Origin of the sequence: Streptomyces sp. NPDC056452 (assembly GCF_042796085.1) — a bacterium.
Taxonomy (GTDB): domain Bacteria; phylum Actinomycetota; class Actinomycetes; order Streptomycetales; family Streptomycetaceae; genus Streptomyces.
On the sequence record NZ_JBHTRI010000004.1, the window covers coordinates 257,445 to 276,773 of the forward strand.

The window sequence follows — 19,329 nt, forward strand, 5'->3', positions numbered from 1 at the left end:
AAGATTTCACAATCGACCGGACCGCGACGGTGCCGTGACGGCGCCCGGAGGTCAGCTCATACGCAGGGCGAGGAAGAAGTCGAGCTTGTCCTCGAGGCGCGAAAGGTCACGCCCCGTCAACTGCTCGATTCGGCCGACGCGGTAGCGCAGCGTGTTGACGTGCAGGTGCAGCCGGGCCGCGCAGCGGGTCCAGGAACCGTCGCAGTCCAGGAAGGCCTCGAGCGTCTCGATGAGCTCCGCGCGGTGCCGCCGGTCGTAGTCGCGCAGCGGGTCCAGCAGACGGGCGGTGAAGGCCCGGCGGACGTCGTCGGGTACGAAGGGCAGCAGCAGGACGTGCGAGGCGAGCTCGTGGTGGCCGGCCGCGCAGACCCGGCCGGGGCGTGCCGCCGCGACGCGGCGGGCGTGCCGGGCCTCCTCCAGCGCGCCGCGCAGTCCTTCGGCCGAATGCACGGCGGCGCTGACACCCAGTGTCAGACGGCCGTCGTCCGCGAGCCCCGCCGAGAGCGGTTCGCGGACGGTGGCGAGGAGGGCGTCGGCGTGCAGCGCGTTGTCCCGCCGCTGCGGGGCCTCCTCGGGCGCGTCCTGGCCGGAGCCGGAAGCGGGCTCCGCCGCGGGCGCGGAGACGGCGGGCAGCGGAACGAGGGCGATGGCCTCGTCACCCGTGTGGGCCACGGCGATCCGGTCCGTGGAGTCGGGTCCCGCCACGGCGGGGTCGACGAGGATCTCCTCCAGCAGCGCCTGGGCGACCTGGCCGCCCGGCAGCTCCGGGCCGGAGTCCGTGCCCTCGCCCGCCCACTCGACCCGGGCCACCACGACCTGCCAGTGCGGTGCCGTACCGAGGCCGGGCAGCAGGACCGGGGCCGCGACCCGCAGCCTGGCCGCGATCTCGGCCGGGGGCGCGCCCGTCTGGACCAGCTCCAGCACCTCCTGGGCGAGCCTGCGCCGCACCGTACGGGCCGCGTCGCGGCGGTCCCGTTCGACCGCGATCAGCTGCGTGACGCCCTGGAGCAGGTCGAGCCGTGCCGCCGGCCAGTCGCTCGCGTCGGCCTCCACGGCCAGCAGCCAGTCCGAGAGCACCGACTCCCGCGCGTCGCGGGACGGCGCCGGGACGGTACCCCGGCCGTTGTTCCGGATCGGGAACAGCGAATACGTCGTACCGCCCACCTCGGCGCGGTGCGGGCCCCGGCGGCCGGTGCGGGTGGCCGCGAGGTGCTGCGCGGCCAGTGCCGCGGCAACGGGTCCGGACAGGGGTTCGCCGGCTCCGGCGATCCGGCGGCCCGTGGGGGAGAGGACCCAGGCGCGCAGGTCCAGGTCGGAGGTCAGCAGGTCGAGGACCACCTCGGGACCGCCGCCCGCCGGGCCCGAGGTCATCAGCCGGCGGTGCCGGTCCACGACGGCGGCGAGATCACCGGCACGCTCACCGGAGACCTGACGCACCACATGCTCGGTGATCGTTGCAAATGCGACAATTTCATTGACCGCGAAGAGCGGAAGCCGGTGGTGCAGGCATGCTTCGACGAGATCGTCGGGAATGGCCCCGAGCTCCGCCTCGCCCGCGGCGAGACCGGCGACCCCGGCACCCGCCAGGATTCGGACAAACGGCTCCGAGTCCGCCGCGTCCCGGCGCCAGGCCAGGCCCGTGAGGACGAGCTCCCCGCCGGAGAGATAGCGGCTCGGGTCGCGCAGATCGGTCGTCATCACGCCCCGGACCGAACGGTCCAGCTCGTCCTCGCCGCCGAGCAGCCGCAGGCCCAGCGCGTCGGTGTCCAGCAGTGCGCGCAGCCGCATCTCGATTGCCGCCGATCTTTTTCGTTGGTCCGGGGGACAGCTGGGGATACCTGTGAGTTGCGGTGAGGTTCATGTTCCCCACCATTCGTTCGAATCTACAAGACAGGGATGAGGACCAGCCAATTCCTTCATGGTTTCGGTGACTGCACCGAGTGGAGCAAGGCTTGTGTACTGGGTCACACACCGCGTCAACAACACAGGAACGACCAGTCGAGGGCCGGCCGTCCCCAGCCCCCAGCCGAACGACCCGATTGAGAAGAAGAGAGCCACTCATGGACTTCCTTCGCCCCGCCAGCTGGGAGGAGGCGCTCGCCGCCAAGGCCGAGCACCCGACGGCTGTACCCATCGCGGGTGGAACCGATGTGATGGTCGAGATCAACTTCGACCACCGGCGGCCCGAGTACCTCCTGGACCTGAACCGCATCGGTGAGCTGTCCGAGTGGCAGGTGGGCCAGGACGACGTCCGGCTCGGCGCCTCCGTGCCGTACAGCGCCATCATGGAACACCTCAGGACCGAGCTGCCCGGCCTCGCCCTCGCCTCGCACACCGTCGCCTCGCCGCAGATCCGCAACCGCGGCGGCGTCGGCGGCAACCTCGGCACCGCGTCACCCGCCGGTGACGCCCACCCGGCCCTGCTCGCCGCGGGCGCCGAGGTCGAGGCCGAGTCCGTACGAGGCACCCGGATGATCCCCATCGACGCCTTCTACACCGGCGTCAAGCGCAACGCCCTGGAACCGGACGAGCTGATCCGGGCCGTGCACATCAAGAAGGCCGACGGCCCCCAGCAGTACTCCAAGGTCGGCACCCGCAACGCGATGGTCATCGCCGTGTGCGCCTTCGGCCTCGCCCTCCACCCGGAGACCCGCACCGTCCGGACCGGCATCGGCTCCGCCGCACCCACGCCCGTGAGGGCCAGGGAGGCCGAGGAGTTCCTGAACGCCGCGCTGGAAGAGGGCGGGTTCTGGGAGAACGGCAAGATCATCACCCCGTCCGTCGCCAAGCAGTTCGCGCAGCTGGCCTCCGGCGCCTGCAACCCCATCGACGACGTACGGGGCACCGCGGCCTACCGCAGGCACGCCGTCGGCATCATGGCCCGCCGCACGCTGGGCTGGACCTGGGAGCAGTACCGCGGCACGGGCCGCACCCTCGAAGGAGCTGCTTAACCATGCGAGTGAATTTCACGGTCAACGGCCGCAAGCAGGAAGCCGACGACGTCTGGGAGGGCGAGTCCCTCCTGTACGTCCTGCGTGAGCGCATGGGCCTTCCGGGTTCGAAGAACGCCTGTGAACAGGGCGAATGCGGCTCCTGTACGGTCCGCCTGGACGGTGTGCCCGTCTGTTCCTGTCTGGTCGCCGCCGGACAGGCCGAGGGCCGCGAGGTCGTCACCGTCGAGGGTCTCGCGGACTACGCGAAGCACCGCGAGGACGCCCACCCGGGCAACGGCTGCGCCTCCGGCGCCTGCGGCACGACGCTCGACGCCGCCCAGCGCTGGCAGGCCAAGCCCGCCGACGGACAGAGCGGCGAGGCCACCGAGCTCTCGCCGATCCAGCAGGCGTTCATCGACGCCGGTGCCGTGCAGTGCGGTTTCTGCACCCCCGGCCTCCTGGTCGCCGCCGACGAACTGCTGGAGACCCACCCCTCGCCGTCCGACCAGGACATCCGCGAGGCGCTCTCCGGCAACCTCTGCCGCTGCACGGGTTACGAGAAGATCCTCGACGCGGTCCGCCTCGCGGCCGCCCGTCAGGAAGAGACGGTGCGATAGCCATGGCTCTGCATCCACGGGCCGCCTCCGTGCCGGCCGGTACCCCCACCAAGATCACCCAGGGCTCGAAGACCAGGGGCGGCATCGGCGAGTCCACGCTGCGCCCCGACGGCACCCTGAAGGTCACCGGCGAATTCGCCTACTCCTCGGACATGTGGCACGAGGACATGCTGTGGGGCCACACGCTCCGCTCGACCGTCGCCCACGCCGAGATCAGGTCGATCGACATCGGGGAGGCCGTCGCGACGCCCGGCGTCTACGCCGTGCTGACCTACGACGACCTGCCCGCCGCGATGAAGAACTACGGCCTGGAGATCCAGGACACGCCCGTCCTCGCCCACGGCAAGGTCAGGCACCACGGTGAGCCGGTGGCGCTCGTCGCCGCCGACCACCCGGAGACCGCACGCCGCGCCGCCGCGAAGATCAAGATCGACTACGTCGAACTGCCGGTCATCACGGACGAGGCGTCCGCGACGGCACCCGACGCGATCCTGGTCCACGAAGGCCGCGACGACCACCACATCGGCCATGTCCCGCACCCGAACATCGTCCACCGCCAGCCGATCGTCCGCGGCGACGCCGACGCCGCGGCGAAGCGCGCCGATGTGATCGTCAGGGGCGAGTACACCTTCGGCATGCAGGACCAGGCGTTCCTCGGCCCGGAGTCCGGCCTCGCCGTGCCCTCCGAGGACGGCGGCGTCGAGCTGTACGTGGCCACCCAGTGGCTGCACTCCGACCTCAAGCAGATCGCCCCGGTCCTGGGCCTGCCCGAGGACAAGGTCCGGATGACGCTCTCCGGCGTCGGCGGCGCCTTCGGCGGCCGCGAGGACCTGTCGATGCAGATCCACGCCTGCCTGCTCGCGCTGCGCACCGGCAAGCCGGTCAAGATCGTCTACAACCGCTTCGAGTCCTTCTTCGGACACGTCCACCGGCACCCGGCGAAGCTCCACTACGAGCACGGCGCCACCAAGGACGGCAAGCTCACCCACATGAAGTGCCGGATCGTGCTGGACGGCGGCGCCTACGCCTCCGCCTCCCCGGCGGTCGTCGGCAACGCCTCCTCGCTCTCGGTCGGCCCGTACGTCATCGAGGACGTCGACATCGAGGCCCTCGCGCTCTACTCCAACAACCCGCCCTGCGGCGCCATGCGCGGCTTCGGCGCGGTCCAGGCGTGCTTCGCGTACGAGGCGCAGATGGACAAGCTCGCGGCGAAGCTCGACATGGACCCGGTCGAATTCCGCCAGCTCAACGCCATGGAGCAGGGCACCCTCCTGCCGACCGGGCAGCCCTGCGACTCGCCGGCCCCCGTCGCCGAGCTGCTGCGCCGGGTCAAGTCCCGGCCGATGCCGCCCGAGCAGCAGTGGCTGGCGGTGGACGCCGAAGGCAGCAGCGTCGACGTGCGCGCCCTGCCCGGCGGGCTCTCCAACACCACCCACGGCGAAGGCGTCGTACGCGGGGTCGGCTACGCGGTCGGCCTCAAGAACGTCGGCTTCTCCGAGGGCTTCGACGACTACTCCACCGCCCGGGTGCGGATGGAGGTCATCAACGGCGAGCCGGTCGCGACCGTGCACACCGCGATGGCCGAGGTCGGACAGGGCGGCGTCACCGTGCACGCCCAGATCGCCCGCACCGAGCTCGGCGTCAACCAGGTCACCATCCAGCCCGCCGACACCCGTGTCGGCTCGGCGGGTTCGACCTCCGCCTCCCGCCAGACGTACGTCACCGGCGGCGCCGTGAAGAACTCCTGCGAAGCCGTCCGGGAGAAGGTGCTGGAGCTCGGCCGCCGCAAGTTCGGTACGTACCACCCGGCCTGGGCCACCGCCGAACTCCTCCTGGAGGGCGGCAAGGTCGTCACCGACGGCGGCGAGGTACTGGCCGACGTGGTCGACGTACTGGAGGACGAGGCGATCGACATCGAGCTGGAGTGGCGCCACCGGCCCACCGAGCCGTTCGATCTGCGGACCGGCCAGGGCAACGGCCACGTCCAGTACTCCTTCGCCGCCCACCGCGCGGTCGTCGAGGTCGACACCGAGCTCGGCCTGGTCAAGGTCATCGAACTGGCCTGCGCCCAGGACGTCGGCAAGGCGCTCAACCCGCTGTCGGTCATCGGCCAGATCCAGGGAGGCACCCTCCAGGGCATGGGCATCGCCGTCATGGAGGAGATCGTCGTCGACCCGAAGACCGCGAAGGTACGCAACCCGTCCTTCACGGACTACCTGCTGCCCACGATCCTCGACACCCCGACCATCCCGGTCGATGTGCTCGAACTCGCCGACGACCACGCCCCGTACGGGCTCCGCGGCGTCGGCGAGGCCCCGACCCTGTCGTCCACCCCGGCCGTCCTCGCGGCGATCCGGAACGCGACGGGTCTGGAGCTGAACAGGACACCGGTACGACCCGAGCACCTCACCGGGACCTGACGGCCACTCAGAACCCTCCGGGCGGTGCGCGCCTGCCGTGAACGTCACACTTCCCCGCGCCGCGCACCGTCCGGAGTCCAACGCACAACCGCTCCACCTGCAAGAAGAGTTCGTCCTGGGCCGTCCCCCGGGTCGTGCCGCCGAGCAGCATCCCAAATCCCGCAGTCACGAAGCTCCACGCGGGTGCCCCTGTGAACCTTGGGAGTCAGGCAACATGACCCAGCAGTCAGTGCAAGTCAAGACAAGTGCGGAGGACGCGGGCCCCGGCTCGCGTGTCCCCGCCGGACGGTCCTGGCTCGACCGTTACTTCCACATATCCGAACGGGGATCGACCGTCGCGCGCGAAGTGCGCGGCGGCGTCACGACCTTCATGGCCATGGCGTACATCCTCCTGCTCAACCCGCTCATCCTCGGCGGCAAGGACGTCGACGGCCAGCTGCTCAGCCAGCCGGGACTCATCACCGCCACCGCGTTCGCGGCGGCTGCCACCACCCTGCTGATGGGCTTCATCGGCAAGGTGCCCCTCGCCCTCGCGGCCGGTCTCAGCGTCTCCGGCGTACTCGCCTCGCAGGTGGCCCCGGCCATGTCCTGGCCGCAGGCCATGGGCATGTGCGTGGTCTACGGGCTGGTGATCTGTCTGTTGGTCGTCACCGGCCTCCGCGAGATGATCATGAATGCCATCCCGCTCGCGCTGAAGCACGGCATCACCATGGGCATCGGCCTCTTCATCGCCCTCATCGGGCTCTACAAGGCCGGCTTCGTCCACAAGGGCACTGCGACCCCGCTCTCCCTCGGCCCCGCCGGTGAACTCGCCGGCTGGCCCGTCCTCATCTTCGCCGTGACCCTGCTGCTGATCTTCATGCTCCAGGCGCGCAACATCCCCGGCGCGATCCTGATCGGCATCGTCGTCGGCACCCTGGTCGCGGTCGTCGTCAACGCCGTCGGCGACATCGACGCCAAGTCCTGGAGCAGCGGCCCGCCCGAGCTGGCCGGCAGCGCGGTCTCCTCACCGGACTTCTCCCTCTTCGGGGACGTCGAGTTCGGCGGCTGGGGCGACGTCGGGGTGATGACCGTCGGCATGATCGTCTTCACCCTGGTGCTGGCCGGCTTCTTCGACGCCATGGCCACCATCATCGGAGTCGGTACGGAAGCGAAGCTCGCCGACGACAAGGGCCGGATGCCGGGCCTGTCCAAGGCGCTCTTCATCGACGGTGCGGGCGGAGCGATCGGCGGCGTCGCCGGGGGCTCCGGCCAGACCGTGTTCGTCGAGTCGGCGACCGGGGTCGGGGAGGGCGCCCGCACCGGGCTGGCCTCCGTCGTCACCGGGCTCTTCTTCGCCGCCTGCCTCTTCTTCACCCCGCTCACGGCCATCGTGCCGGCCGAGGTGGCCTCGGCCGCCCTGGTCGTCATCGGCGCCATGATGATGCAGAACGCCCGGCACGTGGACTGGAGCGACCGATCGGTCGCCATCCCGGTCTTCCTCACCGTGGTCCTGATGCCGTTCACGTACACCATCACCACAGGTGTCGCGGCGGGCGTCATCTCGTACGCCGCCATCAAGCTCGCCCAGGGCAGGGCCCGTGAGGTCGGTGCCTTCATGTGGGTCCTGACGCTCATCTTCGTCGTCTACTTCGCCCTGAACCCGATCGAGAGCTGGCTGGGCGTCCACTGACGCCACCGCCCCTCCGCACCCCTGTCAGAAGGAGACACGCCATGCTGGACATCGCCGAAGAACTCCACCGGTGGGTCGGGCAGGGACGCGCGTTCGCCGTGGCCACCGTGGTGGCCGTCGGCGGCAGCGCGCCCCGGCAGCCGGGCGCAGCGCTCGCCGTCGACAGCGAGGGCACGGCCATCGGATCGGTCTCCGGCGGATGTGTGGAGGGCGCGGTGTACGAACTGTGCCGGCAGGCGCTCGAGGACGGCACCACCGTGCGCGAGCGCTTCGGCTACAGCGACGACGACGCCTTCGCGGTCGGGCTCACCTGCGGCGGCGTCATCGACATCCTGGTCACCCCGGTGCGCGCGGACGATCCCGCGCGCCCGGTGTTCGCCGCCGCGTTCGCCGCTGCCGCCGGGGGTTCGGCGGCGGCGGTCGCCCGGGTCACCGACGGGCCCGCGGAGCTGCTCGGCCGCCCGCTGCTCGTCCACCCCGACGGCAGGTACGAGGGCGGGCTCGGGGGGCATCCCGAGCTCGACCGCACGGCCGCCGCCGAGGCACGGGCGATGCTGGACGCGGGCCGCACCGGCGAGGTCACCATCGGCGCCGACGGCTCGCGCTGCGGCCGCCCGCTCGCCCTGCTCGTCGAATCGAGCGTCCCGCCGCCCCGGATGATCGTCTTCGGGGCCATCGACTTCGCCGCCGCCCTCGTCCGGGCCGGCCGCTTCCTCGGCTATCACGTCACCGTCTGCGACGCCCGGCCCGTCTTCGCGACCGCGGCACGCTTCCCGGAGGCCGACGAGATCGTCGTCGACTGGCCGCACCGCTACCTCGCGGACACCGAGGTGGACGCGCGCACGGTCCTCTGCGTACTCACGCACGACGCCAAGTTCGATGTACCGCTGCTGGAACTGGCGTTGAGGCTGCCGGTCGCCTATGTCGGCGCGATGGGTTCGCGCCGCACCCATCTGGAGCGCAACGAGCGACTGCGCGAGGCGGGCGTGACCGAGAGCCAACTTGCCGCCCTGCACTCGCCGATCGGGCTGGACCTCGGAGCGCGTACGCCCGAGGAGACGGCCCTGTCGATCGCGGCCGAGATCGTCGCCGACCGGCGCGGCGGCAGCGGTGTGCCGCTCGCCGGCGCCCACACCCCCATCCACCACGAGGACGGACCACCGCTGGCCTCCGTGGCCTGAACCGGCCGCCGGACCGCGGTCGTGCCGGGCGGATTGCCGCCACGGCGGGTTCACGCCAGGCGTGAACCCGCCGTGGCTGTGTCCCGGCAGGTAGATCTGCTGCATGACATTTCTACCCTCCTCCGTTTCCGGCCGGGCGAGACCCGCTCGCGCGGGACGCAGGGCTCTGCTCATAGCGACCTCGGTCGCCCTCGTGAGCGGCGTCATGCTTCCCGCGGCGGGCTCCGCCACCGCAGCCCCGCAGCCGTCGTCCGCCGGCGGCCGCTCCGAGGCCCCGGCCCGGAGCTACGACATCACCCTCGTCACCGGTGATGTCGTCCACTACACGGACGGCGCCGGCGACCAGGACACTGTGACCGTCGACCGCCCCGACGGCGCGGCGGGCGGCGTGCACATGCAGCAGGCGGGCGACGACATCTACGTCCTGCCCGACGAGGCGACCGCCCTGATCGCGGCGGGGAAGCTGGACCGCCGGCTCTTCAACGTCTCCGCCCTGGTCGAGATGGGGTACGACGACAAGCGCTCCGGCGGCATCCCGCTGATCGCCACCTACCCGGCGGGCCCGGCCCGTTCGCTGCCCGTGGCACCGCGCGGCAGCAGGACGGTCCGCACCCTCGAATCGATCCACGGTGCGGCGCTGAAGGCGGACAAGGACGACGCCCGCGCCTTCTGGAGCGACATCGCCCGTACGGAGAAGAGCCGTTCGCTCGACAACGGCATCGCCAAGCTGTGGCTCGACGGCCGGGTCGAGGCCTCGCTCAAGGACTCGGTGCCGCAGGTCAACGCCCCGCAGGCATGGGCCGCCGGCTTCGACGGCAAGGGCACCACGGTCGCCGTCCTGGACACCGGTATCGACGCGACGCACCCGGACGTCAAGGACCGCATCCTGCAGTCCAGGAGCTTCGTACCCGGCGAGGAGGTCGTCGACAAGCACGGCCACGGTACGCACGTCGCGTCCACCATCGCGGGCTCGGGCGCCGCGTCGGACGGTGCCAACAAGGGCGTCGCCCCCGGCGCCGACCTGCTCGTCGGCAAGGTCCTCAGCAACGAGGGATCCGGCGCGGACTCCGGCATCATCGAAGCCATGGAGTGGGCGAAGGCCGAAGGCGCCGACGTCGTCTCCATGAGCCTCGGATCCAGCATCCCGGACGACGGCACCGACCCGATGGCGCAGGCCGTCGACGCGCTCTCGGCCGACGGCGGACCGCTGTTCGTGATCGCCGCCGGCAACGCGTACGGCGCCGGCACGATCGGCGCACCCGGCTCCGCGGCGAAGGCACTCACCATCGCCGCCGTCGACAAGCAGGACAACCGCGCCGACTTCTCGTCCATGGGCCCGCTGGTGAGGTCGCACGGCCTGAAGCCCGACCTGTCCGCCCCCGGCGTCGACATCAACGCGGCCGCCTCGCAGGCGATCCCCGGCATGACCGAGATGTACCAGCAGATGTCCGGTACGTCGATGGCGACGCCGCACGTCGCCGGCGCCGCCGCCATCCTGAAGCAGCGGCACCCCGACTGGTCCGGCCAGCGCATCAAGGACGCGCTGATGACCTCCTCGAAGCAGCTGCCGGACTACACCCCGTACGAACAGGGGACCGGCCGCCTCGATGTGAAGGCGGCGATCGACACGACGATCGAGGCCACCGGCTCCGTCGAGGTCGCCTCCTACGACTGGCCGCACGCCACGACCGACCCGGTCGCCGAGCGGAAGATCACCTACCGCAACTCCGGTGCGCAGGACGTCACCCTGAACCTGGCAACCGGCACGGACTCGGCCGCCTACAAGCTCTCCGCGTCCACGGTCACCGTCCCGGCCGGCTCCACCGCCGACGTGGTCCTCTCGATCGACCCGGCCCAGGTCCCGAGCAACACCCAGTTCTCCGGCCAGGTCGTCGCCAAGGACCCGGCCGGCACAGTCGTCGCGCACACCGGCTTCGCGGTGAACAAGGAGCAGGAGCTCTACGACCTGACGCTCAAGCTCCGCGACCGCGAGGGCAAGCCGATGGACGGCTACGTCGTCCTCGGTGAGCTCGGCAGCCCGGACCTCGGCGTCGTCGCGGTCTCCGGCGAGACCACGCTGCGCCTGCCGCCCGGCAACTACTCCACCTGGGCCTCGGTCGACGTCAAGGGTGACCGCGCCGACTCGAAGGCCGTCGCCTTCCTGGCGGACCCCGAGACCGTCCTGGACAGGCCCACCACGGTCACCCTGGACGCCTCCAAGGCCCGCAAGGTCAGTGTGCGCACGCCCAAGGAGACCGAGACGCGGCAGCTGCGCTACGACATGGCACGCACCGCGCCCAACGGCGTCGTCCTGCGTGACGCGTTCCAGATCCCGCTGACCTACGACCAGTTGTGGGCGAGCCCCACCGAGAAGGTCACGCAGGGCAGCTTCAGCTTCCTGACCCGCTGGCGTCAGGGCGAGAAGATGATCGACCTGTCGGCCGACGGCCGTGATGTGCCGGTCACCGTGCAGGGCGGCGCGCTGCTCGCCGAGAACAGCGAGCAGAAGCTGACCGGCTTCTTCGCCGGCAACGGTGCCGCGGCCGACTACAAGGGCCACAACGTCAGGGGGAAGGCCGTCGTGGTCACCCGCAGCGATGCGGTCAGCCCCGCCGACCGGCTGGCGAACGCGCTCGCCGCGGGCGCCAAGGCGCTGTTCGTCGTCCACGACGGCAGCGGCGTCCTGATGGAGAGCTACGTCCCGTACGGCACCGAGACCACGATCCCGGTGGCCACCGTGCAGCGGATCGCGGGCGAGACGCTGATCAAGGCCGCCGAGCGCGGCCGGAAGCTCGACATCGACCAGCGCAGGTACACGAGCTACGTGTACGACCTGGTCGACCGCCACGACGGAACCATCCCCGACCGCTCCCTGGCCTTCGCCCCGTCGACCGGTCAGCTGGCGAAGGTGGAGAACACCTTCTACGGCCACAAGGCGACGCTCGGCGGCGGCTACCGCTACGACATCCCGGACTACGGTCCGGGCCTCGGCTTCGAGGAGTACGAGAAGTTCCCGGGCGTCCGCACCGAGTGGGTCACCCCGCTGCCGGGTGACTCCTTCTGGTACGAGAACCACTCGGTCCTGAACGCGCAGGCGACAGGTTTCGCCGCCGAGATGCGCAGCGGCGACCTGGACTACACGGCCGGCCGCAGCTACGAGGCCGAGTGGTTCGCGCCGATCACCCGTCCGCGGCTCGGCACCGGCTACTGGGGTCCGTTCCGCACGACGTACAACGACATGCAGTTCAACATCCCGATGTGGAGCGACTCCGGTGCGGGCCACTCCGGTTCGATGCCCGAGGACGAGTACGACACCACGTCGTACGCCTTCTACCAGGGTGACACGCTGCTCAGGAAGGGAGCGGGCCGCGCCGGATACGCGGGCGACCTCTCGGCGGAGAAGCTCCCGTACCGGCTGGTCCTGGACTCGGTCCGGGACGGCGACCTGTGGAAGACCTCGACCCGGACCCACAGCGAGTGGAGCTTCGTCTCGGGCGCCCTGGACGAGAACGGCCCGTACCAGTCCGACATCCCGATGCTCCAGCTGGACTTCGACGTCGACACCGACCTGGCCGGTGACGTCAAGGGCGGCCGGTGGACCGAGCTGGGTCTCGCCTCCGGCACGCAGGAGTGGATGGGCGGCGCGGTGAAGGCCGACAAGGCGTCGCTGTCGGTCAGTTACGACGACGGCAAGACCTGGGTGGCCGCGCAGCTGCACAAGGACTCGGCGGGCAAGTGGACCGCACGGTTCAGGACGCCGGCGAAGTCGGGCGGCTTCGTGTCGCTCAAGGCGCACACCGAGGGACCCGGCGGCCTCGCTGTCGACCAGGAGATCATCCGGGCCTTCGGCCTGAAGTGATCTGCTGAGGGACCCGTCCGAGGTGGCTCCGCACCCTGCTCAGGGGTGCGGAGCCACCTCGCTCTCACGTTCTCCCGCCGGTGGCGGTCCGCCCGAACCGGGCGAGACAGTGCCAGACCTTCTTGAGGTCCTGCCCGTCGTGGAGGCCGGTGCGGGCCGCGTCCCCGATCATCCGCGGGTCGAGGTACCCGTCGACCGCGAGCGCGGCTCCGAGATCGACGTACTCCTGTCCTCGGTAGCCGGGCCGGCGCCGCAACTCCTCGACGCCGATCCGGAACCCGTCGTGCCATTCGACGGGACAGGGCAGTCTCCGTGCGGCGGACTCCACCGGCGTACCGCGGTAGGACGGGTCGAGGACCAGCGCCTCCACATGGCGGTCGAGACGGACGGGCCCGTGGACCTGGGCCTCGATGTAGTCGTCCAGCGCGTCCTTGCGGTCGGCCTCGGCCAGTTCGATGAGCCGCATACGTGCCGCCACCCCGAAGTCCGCAGGTTCCAGGAAGCTGTCGGGATAGCAGAACGTGGTGCGGTCGAGCGTCCCGGAGGTCAGCCTGAAGTGCGCGGAACCGAACCGGGGCGCCGCACCGACGGTCGAGCGCCGGAATTTCAACGCGCCGTAGACGGGCCGCTCCTGGGCGTGCGCGTCGTCGTAGGCGCCCCCGAAGATCCGGCTCTCCCAGCGCCACCGGTCACCGCCCGGGTGCGCGGTGAGCCCTCCGTTGCTCGTGCCGGTGACGAACTGGGACACGTACACGCCGTCATCGGCCAGCAGATCCAGAACCGTACGGCCGTCGCCGCCGGCCCGGTCCGGGTGGAAGTTCAACGTCACAGCCAGTGCCGGGTCCAGCGGCGATCCTGTCGACAGGGAGGCCACGTGCCGAAGGGCGCGCTCCGGTGCCCGCGGGGTGTCGGTACTCACCGCCCCAGTCTGCCCGGTCGTGCTTCCGCCCTGCCGCCCGGTCCCGCGCAGGCGAATCAGTGCAGCGGGCGGGCGCCCGTGTCGCCGTCGGCCGTCCGGAGCAGCCGCAGGAACGCCTTCAGGCCGGTGATGATCTCCTGGTTGTCCGTCAGGCGGTTCACCGTGGCCTCGAACTCCCGGGCCAGCGCCGCGATCTTCCGGTCGGCGACGTCCGCCCGCTCGTACACCGAGACGCCCACCGCGTCCACGGTGCCGCGCAGTGCGGCGAGGGCGCGGTACTGCTCCTCCGCCTTCTCCTCCAGGACCCTGGTCCCGCTCTGCACCTGCTCGACCTGCTTGCGCAGTTCCAGGACGTCGTCACGCGGGAAGGTGACGTCCTCGACGAGGGTGCCCAGCCGTCTCCGCAACTGTCCGAAGTAGGCGCCCGCCGGCCTGAAGACGGTGCTCAGCAGGAAGAACCCGGCGAACCAGTATCCCGTCACCGCTCCCGTCGCCACCGTGACCGCGACGACCAGGGCAGCCGTAAGGATGTGACCCCCCACGGCCACCCGCAGCATCATCCGGGCGATCCGCGCCGCTTCGGCATCGCGTGCCTCGGGCACGTCCAGGCCCTTCCCGCGGCTGACCCCGATCTCGGCGAGGACCGACCGGGCCCGGAAGTACAGGTTCCATGGCACCGTCAGCAGGAGGAGCAGCCACAGCAGGCTCAGCACGCCGGCAGCCGCTCCCAGCAGCAGCGAAAGTGACATGCCCGACGTGTAGGCCAGCACCAGTGCTCCGGCCAGTGCGGCTGTCGCCAGCACCGCCCCCACGAACCGTCCCATGCCGTCCCCCCGACCGAGCCGCGCGTCCGTCCGCCCGCTCTCCCGTCATCGTCCCGGGGGAGCGGGGTCCGGGCATGAGTACCGGTACTCAAAGGGACGGGCGGACCTGTGCGCGGTGCGCACGGGCCCGCCCGCGGAGCTCCGGTGACGGAGAACCGGGGGATCAGAGCCCGGCCTGCAGCGCCTCCCATGTGTCGGGGCCGACGCTGCCGTCCACGTCCAGACCCCGGCCCTCCTGGTAGAGACGCACGGCCGTGTCCGTCGCCGTGCCGAAGTTGCCGTCCATGGCGACCGTCGATCCGAGCGCCGCGGTCAGGGCCCGCTGCACCCGCTTCACGTTGTCGCCGCTCGCACCCTTGGTGAGCGTGGGTGTGGTCCCGGCCGACAGGAGCGCGGTCCACGTCTTCGGGCCGACCGTCCCGTCGGCGGACAGCTTGCGGGCCGTCTGGAACGCCTTGACGGCGTCCTGCGTGGCCTGTCCGAAGACGCTGTCCTCGGCACCCGCGCTGTACCCCTGCTTGTTCAGCAGGTACTGGATGGCCTTCACCTGGGGACCCGTCGAGCCCGACCGCTGGGTCGCGTACGAGGTGAAGTCCAGCCCGACACCGGCGCTGCCCCCGCCGCCCCCGACCAGCTGCATGTAGTAGGTCCAGTTCCAGTTGACGCCCGGGTCGGTGTGGTCGTTCCCGGGTGCCTCGCTGTGCCCGATGATGTGGGCCCGGTCCTTCGGGATCCCGTACCGGTTGCACAGGTATGCGGTCAGCGCCGCCGAGGAGCGGTACATCGAGTCCGTGAACCACGACGGGTCGTCGATGAAGCCCTCGTGCTCGATGCCGAGGGACGAGGCGTTGGCGCTCTTGGCGTGCCAGCCGGTGTCCTTGTCGCGCACCATCTGGGTGATCTGGCCGTCGGAGGAACGGACCACGTAGTGGGCGCTGACCTGTGAGGCGGGGTTCTGGAACCAGCTGATCGTGCCGGCGTACGAGCCCTGCGTGACGTGGATGACCACCTTGTCGATGGTCGCCGTCCGGTTGACCGCGTAGTTGGCGGCGTTGGCGGGGACCCACAGCGCCGAGGGGTAGTCGGGGCTCTGGGCGGTCACCGCGGCCGCGGCCAGGGAGCCCTTCTGCGGGGCGACCGGACGGGAGGTTACCGAGACCCGTTCGCCACCGGGAACCGTCGCCCGCAGCCCCTGGGCGAGGAAGGTGTAGACGTTGTCCGCGTAGAGCGCGGACACGCCGCCCTTCGCCCCGCTGTAGCGGGCGACGGCCGGGTACCAGGCATCGATGTCACGACGCTCGGCGCTGTCCAGGCCGAGTGCGTCGGCGTGGCTCCGCAGGAGGGCCGCGCCGCCCAGGATGTTGGCCTCGGTGTCCTGGCGCAGCTCGGCCGCGGATTCGCCGGTCAGGGCGGAGGCCTTCTCCAGGGAGCGGTTCGCGGGGTTGCTGACGAGGTGCATCACGCCGTAGCCGCCCGCCTGGCTCGGGCGTCCGTCATGCCCGTCCAGGTGGGTTTCGCCGTAGCCCACGGCGGCGAGCAGGTCGCGCGGTACGCCGAACCTCTCGGCTGCCCGGGTGAAGGCCTGGTTCATGGGATCCGCCGCGGCCGCGGCGGGGGCCGGGTGGCCGGCGGCGACGACGGCGGTGACGGTGAGAGCCGCCAGAACAGCTGCGCGACCCCGGGTGTGGCCGGCGGGGCTTCTGGGCATACCTGCTCCTGGTCTGTGGGGAGAGGAAGGACCCCCGTGCCCGTGTGGGGTGGGCCGAGGGCGCGAGCCCGCACAGGCTATCGACCGGGTCAGGGCATGACAACGCGCCGCAAGCGTGTTCAAATCCCTTTCACTCCAATGGAGTTGGGGAGATTCCGGCACCCCCGACGGGGGTGCCGGAGCCCCGTGCTGCTACCAGCGGTCCCGGTGGATGACGTCCGCCACCGGGCGGCGCCGGACGGGCCCGAAGTTGCCCTGCGGCCACCCGACGGGAATGGCGGCGAAGGTCTCCATGTCCTCGGGGATCCCGAGCGCCTCCTTCCACTCCTGCTCCAGCATCAGATGCCAGATGGTCACGTTGGCGGCGAGCCCCAGGGCCCGTGCGGCGAGCAGGATGTTCTGGACGCCGGGATAGACGCAGGAACCCTCGGCGAGTGCCTGGAAGCGCGTCTGCGTGTCCGTCATGTGCGCAAGCCCCGCCGGGCCGAGCGACTCGGCGTAGACCCGCAGGCCCTCGTCGTCGAACTGCGGCTCCGGGAACCGGTAGCAGGGGATGATCAGCGCCGGTGTGTCCGCGAAGTGGTCGCGCTGGTACTCGATGGCCGCCACCATCCGGCCGTACGCCGCGTCGTCCATACCCTTCGGCGCGTACTTGCCCGTGGTCGCGAGGTACGCGTCGACGCAGCGCTTCCACAGCGGGGCCAGACGGGCCATCACCTCGCGGTCGGTGACGACGACGTACTCGTAACACTGCATGTTGCCGCCGCTGGGTCCCCAGACGGCGGCCTGTATGAGCTTCTCGATCGTCTCGTCCGGCACGGCGTCCGGCTTGAGGCGGCGCATGGCGCGCATGGTGGACATGGTCGGGAAGAGCGCGGGTCCGTCGAGGGCGGACGCGTCGGACTGAACCGTTTCGAAGGTCATGATCGCGGAGTGTACGCATCAGGAAGCCCTGCGGGGACCCCCGTTGGGGGCAGGCTCCGCAGGGCCGCCCGGCCGGACCGTCCGGGCAGGTCAGCGGCGCCGGAGCCGTACCACGGGGATGTCGCGGGCGGTGCCCTGCTGGTACTTCGCGTACCTCGGGAAGACCTCCACCAGATGCGGCCACACCCGGGCCTTCTCCTCGGGCGTGAGGGTCTCGGCGAGCGCCGGGAAGCGCTCCGTGCCGACCCGGATGTCGACGGCGGGTTCGGACAGCAGGTTCAGGTACCAGAGCGGATGGCTGTCCGAGCCGCCGTTCGACCCCACGATCAGGTAGTCGTCACCGTCGCGCCCGTACATCAGGACCGTGCGCCGCACCGCCCCGCTGCGCCTGCCCACGCAGTCCAGCAGCAGGCACGGGACGCCGAGCTGGGTGGTGCCCTTGGTCCCGCCGGACGACTCGTACAACTCGGCCTGCTTCGCCACCCAGTTCGTCGGGCTGAGCCGTACCGGACCGTCGTGCTGCTCCGTCGCCATGACCGCTTCTCCCTCTCGTGCCCCTGTGTGCACCCATCGTGTCACCCCTCCCCGCGGCACGTCGGATTCGCACACCTGGTCGTCCCCCCTCCTCACGGGGGAACGGGGGCCGGAATCCCGGCCGTGAAGGCGTATAAAGGGTGCCTCCGGAGCAGCCGGCGTCCCCGATGGCCGTCCCACCCCCACGCGGCCGGCGTCACCGCGTACGAGAGCGGAGGAGCGTCCCCATGAGCACCTCGGAAGAGATCAGCGCCTTGCTCGTCACCACATTCGGAGCGGATCCCCTGGCCATCCGGCCGGAGGTGCCCCTCCGTCAACTGCGCCTGGACTCGCTCGCCCTGGAGGAACTCCGGCTCCTCATCGAGGAACGGATGGACATCGACCTCGAGGATGTCGTCCTCTCGTCGCGCGACACCGTGGGCCAACTGGTCGCGGCAGTGTGCAGCAAGGCCGGCGCGTGACGGCCCGGCGGCCGTTCGCCCGCACGTCCGCCCGTCCTGGGACCGAGCCGTTCAGTGCCGCCGTCACCGGGATCGGTCTGGTGACCGCCGCCGGTGTGGGGGTCGAGGCGGCATGGCGCGGGGTGTGCGACACAACCGTCGCCCCCTCGGTCATGCAACGGCCCGAACTGGCCGGTCTGCCCTGCGACTTCATGTACTCGATCACGGACCTCGACACCAGGGCCGTCCTCGGCGTCGCCGCCCAGCGGCTGATGGACCGCTTCTCGCAGCTCGCCGTGATCGCCGCACGGGAGGCCGTCGCCGACGCCGGACTCGACCCGGCGGTCTGGGACAGCGGCCGGGTCGCCGTCGTCATCGGCTCGGCCCACGGCGGACTCCCCTTCTACGACGAGCAGCACACGACCCTCACCGAGCGCGGCGCGCGACGTGTCTCCCCGAAGCTCGCCCCGCTGTCCGTCGTCAACGGCGCCGCCAGCAGCGTCGCCATGGACCTGGGCGTCCACGGCCCCAGCCAGGCGGTCTCCACCGCCTGCTCCTCCGGCACCGTCGCCATCGGCACCGCCCACCAGATGCTCCGCACCGGGGCCTGCGACATCGTCGTCGCGGGCGGCGCCGAATCGGTCTGCTCCCGGCTGCTCATCGCCAGCGCCTGCCAGATGCGGGCCGTCTCCACCCGCCGCGACGACCCCCAGGCGGCCTGCCGCCCCTTCGACACCCACCGCGACGGCTTCGTCGTCGGCGAGGGCGCGGGGCTCCTCGTCCTGGAACGCCCCGAGCACGCACGGGCCCGCGGGGCCACGGTCCGCGCCCTCGTCGCCGGCTACGGGGCATCGAGCGACGCCCACTCCGCCGTCGCCCCCGACCCGGACGGGCTCGGCATCGAACGGGCGCTGCGCACCGCCCTGGCCGACGCGGACATCGACGCCTCCGACATCGGCCACGCCAACGCCCACGGCACCTCGACCGTCGCCAACGACCTCATCGAGGCGACCATGCTGCGCCGGGTCCTCGGCGAGCACCCCCTGGTCACGTCCACCAAGGCGATGACCGGTCACACCCTGGGAGCCGCGGGCGGCATCGAGACCGCGCTGACCGTCCTGGCGCTCCAGCACCAGCTCGTACCGCCGACGGCCAATCTCGACGCACCCGACCCCGCGATCCCCCTCGACGTGGTGAGCAAGGAGGCCAGGCGGGGCGCGTTCGACTGCGCGGTCAAGACCTCGCTGGGTTTCGGCGGTCACAACGCGGCGCTCGTCCTCACCAGGGCCTGAGGGGAA

Annotated in this window: 14 protein-coding genes; 8 read left to right on the plus strand and 6 right to left on the minus strand. The window is 71.1% G+C overall.

The window, feature by feature from the left end; all coding sequences use genetic code 11:
• Positions 1 to 51 precede the first annotated feature (51 nt).
• A complete protein-coding gene (locus ACFQ6X_RS06340) occupies positions 52 to 1,788 on the minus strand; it encodes a PucR family transcriptional regulator (protein WP_383176733.1) in 1,737 nt (578 codons plus the stop codon).
• A 272-nt stretch (positions 1,789 to 2,060) separates the two neighbouring features.
• On the opposite strand from ACFQ6X_RS06340, the gene ACFQ6X_RS06345 reads away from it, so the two are divergent.
• The 6 genes from ACFQ6X_RS06345 (at position 2,061) to ACFQ6X_RS06370 (ending at position 12,682) form a co-directional block, all read left to right on the plus strand.
• Positions 2,061 to 2,951, plus strand: coding sequence for an FAD binding domain-containing protein (locus ACFQ6X_RS06345; protein ID WP_383176738.1), 891 nt, complete (start codon positions 2,061 to 2,063; stop codon positions 2,949 to 2,951).
• Between the two features lie 2 nt (positions 2,952 to 2,953).
• Positions 2,954 to 3,550 carry a (2Fe-2S)-binding protein gene (locus tag ACFQ6X_RS06350; RefSeq protein ID WP_383176741.1) on the plus strand — a complete coding sequence of 199 codons (597 nt, stop codon included), beginning with the start codon at positions 2,954 to 2,956 and terminating at the stop codon, positions 3,548 to 3,550.
• Positions 3,551 to 3,552: 2 nt separating this feature from the next.
• Positions 3,553 to 5,970: a xanthine dehydrogenase family protein molybdopterin-binding subunit gene (locus tag ACFQ6X_RS06355; protein ID WP_383176744.1), complete on the plus strand. Its 2,418-nt coding sequence runs from the start codon at positions 3,553 to 3,555 to the stop codon at positions 5,968 to 5,970.
• A gap of 214 nt (positions 5,971 to 6,184) precedes the next feature.
• Entirely contained in the window at positions 6,185 to 7,642 is a 1,458-nt protein-coding gene (locus tag ACFQ6X_RS06360; protein ID WP_383176747.1) for an NCS2 family permease, read from the plus strand.
• A gap of 41 nt (positions 7,643 to 7,683) precedes the next feature.
• A complete protein-coding gene (locus ACFQ6X_RS06365; protein WP_383176750.1) occupies positions 7,684 to 8,823 on the plus strand; it encodes an XdhC family protein in 1,140 nt (379 codons plus the stop codon).
• 103 nt (positions 8,824 to 8,926) lie between these two features.
• The gene (locus ACFQ6X_RS06370; RefSeq protein ID WP_383176753.1) at positions 8,927 to 12,682 is read left to right on the plus strand and encodes a S8 family serine peptidase; all 3,756 of its coding nucleotides are present in this window, start codon (positions 8,927 to 8,929) and stop codon (positions 12,680 to 12,682) included.
• A 64-nt stretch (positions 12,683 to 12,746) separates the two neighbouring features.
• Here ACFQ6X_RS06370 and ACFQ6X_RS06375 read toward each other — a convergent pair whose 3' ends face one another.
• From ACFQ6X_RS06375 to ACFQ6X_RS06395, 5 genes are all read right to left on the minus strand, one after another.
• Positions 12,747 to 13,601: a DUF3626 domain-containing protein gene (locus tag ACFQ6X_RS06375; protein WP_383176756.1), complete on the minus strand. Its 855-nt coding sequence runs from the start codon at positions 13,599 to 13,601 to the stop codon at positions 12,747 to 12,749.
• A 56-nt stretch (positions 13,602 to 13,657) separates the two neighbouring features.
• Positions 13,658 to 14,425: a hypothetical protein gene (locus ACFQ6X_RS06380; RefSeq protein WP_383176759.1), complete on the minus strand. Its 768-nt coding sequence runs from the start codon at positions 14,423 to 14,425 to the stop codon at positions 13,658 to 13,660.
• Positions 14,426 to 14,588: 163 nt separating this feature from the next.
• Positions 14,589 to 16,133 (minus strand): N-acetylmuramoyl-L-alanine amidase, encoded by a 1,545-nt coding sequence (locus ACFQ6X_RS06385; RefSeq protein ID WP_383176762.1) that lies wholly within the window; start codon positions 16,131 to 16,133, stop codon positions 14,589 to 14,591.
• A 192-nt stretch (positions 16,134 to 16,325) separates the two neighbouring features.
• The gene (locus ACFQ6X_RS06390; RefSeq protein WP_383176765.1) at positions 16,326 to 17,057 is read right to left on the minus strand and encodes a nitroreductase family protein; all 732 of its coding nucleotides are present in this window, start codon (positions 17,055 to 17,057) and stop codon (positions 16,326 to 16,328) included.
• A 90-nt stretch (positions 17,058 to 17,147) separates the two neighbouring features.
• Positions 17,148 to 17,591: a nitroreductase family deazaflavin-dependent oxidoreductase gene (locus tag ACFQ6X_RS06395; RefSeq protein WP_383176768.1), complete on the minus strand. Its 444-nt coding sequence runs from the start codon at positions 17,589 to 17,591 to the stop codon at positions 17,148 to 17,150.
• Positions 17,592 to 17,818: 227 nt separating this feature from the next.
• On the opposite strand from ACFQ6X_RS06395, the gene ACFQ6X_RS06400 reads away from it, so the two are divergent.
• Positions 17,819 to 18,052: a phosphopantetheine-binding protein gene (locus tag ACFQ6X_RS06400; RefSeq protein ID WP_383176771.1), complete on the plus strand. Its 234-nt coding sequence runs from the start codon at positions 17,819 to 17,821 to the stop codon at positions 18,050 to 18,052.
• Entirely contained in the window at positions 18,049 to 19,323 is a 1,275-nt protein-coding gene (locus tag ACFQ6X_RS06405) for a beta-ketoacyl-[acyl-carrier-protein] synthase family protein (RefSeq protein ID WP_383176774.1), read from the plus strand. The genes ACFQ6X_RS06400 and ACFQ6X_RS06405 overlap by 4 nt, the downstream gene beginning before the upstream one ends.
• Positions 19,324 to 19,329 lie beyond the last annotated feature (6 nt).

Coding starts and splice junctions, on each gene's coding strand:
- ACFQ6X_RS06340 (WP_383176733.1), bottom strand. CDS start 1,788: ATGCGGCTGCGCGCACTGCTGGACACCGACGCGCTGGGCCTGCGGCTG.
- ACFQ6X_RS06345 (WP_383176738.1), top strand. CDS start 2,061: ATGGACTTCCTTCGCCCCGCCAGCTGGGAGGAGGCGCTCGCCGCCAAG.
- ACFQ6X_RS06350 (WP_383176741.1), top strand. CDS start 2,954: ATGCGAGTGAATTTCACGGTCAACGGCCGCAAGCAGGAAGCCGACGAC.
- ACFQ6X_RS06355 (WP_383176744.1), top strand. CDS start 3,553: ATGGCTCTGCATCCACGGGCCGCCTCCGTGCCGGCCGGTACCCCCACC.
- ACFQ6X_RS06360 (WP_383176747.1), top strand. CDS start 6,185: ATGACCCAGCAGTCAGTGCAAGTCAAGACAAGTGCGGAGGACGCGGGC.
- ACFQ6X_RS06365 (WP_383176750.1), top strand. CDS start 7,684: ATGCTGGACATCGCCGAAGAACTCCACCGGTGGGTCGGGCAGGGACGC.
- ACFQ6X_RS06370 (WP_383176753.1), top strand. CDS start 8,927: ATGACATTTCTACCCTCCTCCGTTTCCGGCCGGGCGAGACCCGCTCGC.
- ACFQ6X_RS06380 (WP_383176759.1), bottom strand. CDS start 14,425: ATGGGACGGTTCGTGGGGGCGGTGCTGGCGACAGCCGCACTGGCCGGA.
- ACFQ6X_RS06385 (WP_383176762.1), bottom strand. CDS start 16,133: ATGCCCAGAAGCCCCGCCGGCCACACCCGGGGTCGCGCAGCTGTTCTG.
- ACFQ6X_RS06390 (WP_383176765.1), bottom strand. CDS start 17,057: ATGACCTTCGAAACGGTTCAGTCCGACGCGTCCGCCCTCGACGGACCC.
- ACFQ6X_RS06395 (WP_383176768.1), bottom strand. CDS start 17,591: ATGGCGACGGAGCAGCACGACGGTCCGGTACGGCTCAGCCCGACGAAC.
- ACFQ6X_RS06400 (WP_383176771.1), top strand. CDS start 17,819: ATGAGCACCTCGGAAGAGATCAGCGCCTTGCTCGTCACCACATTCGGA.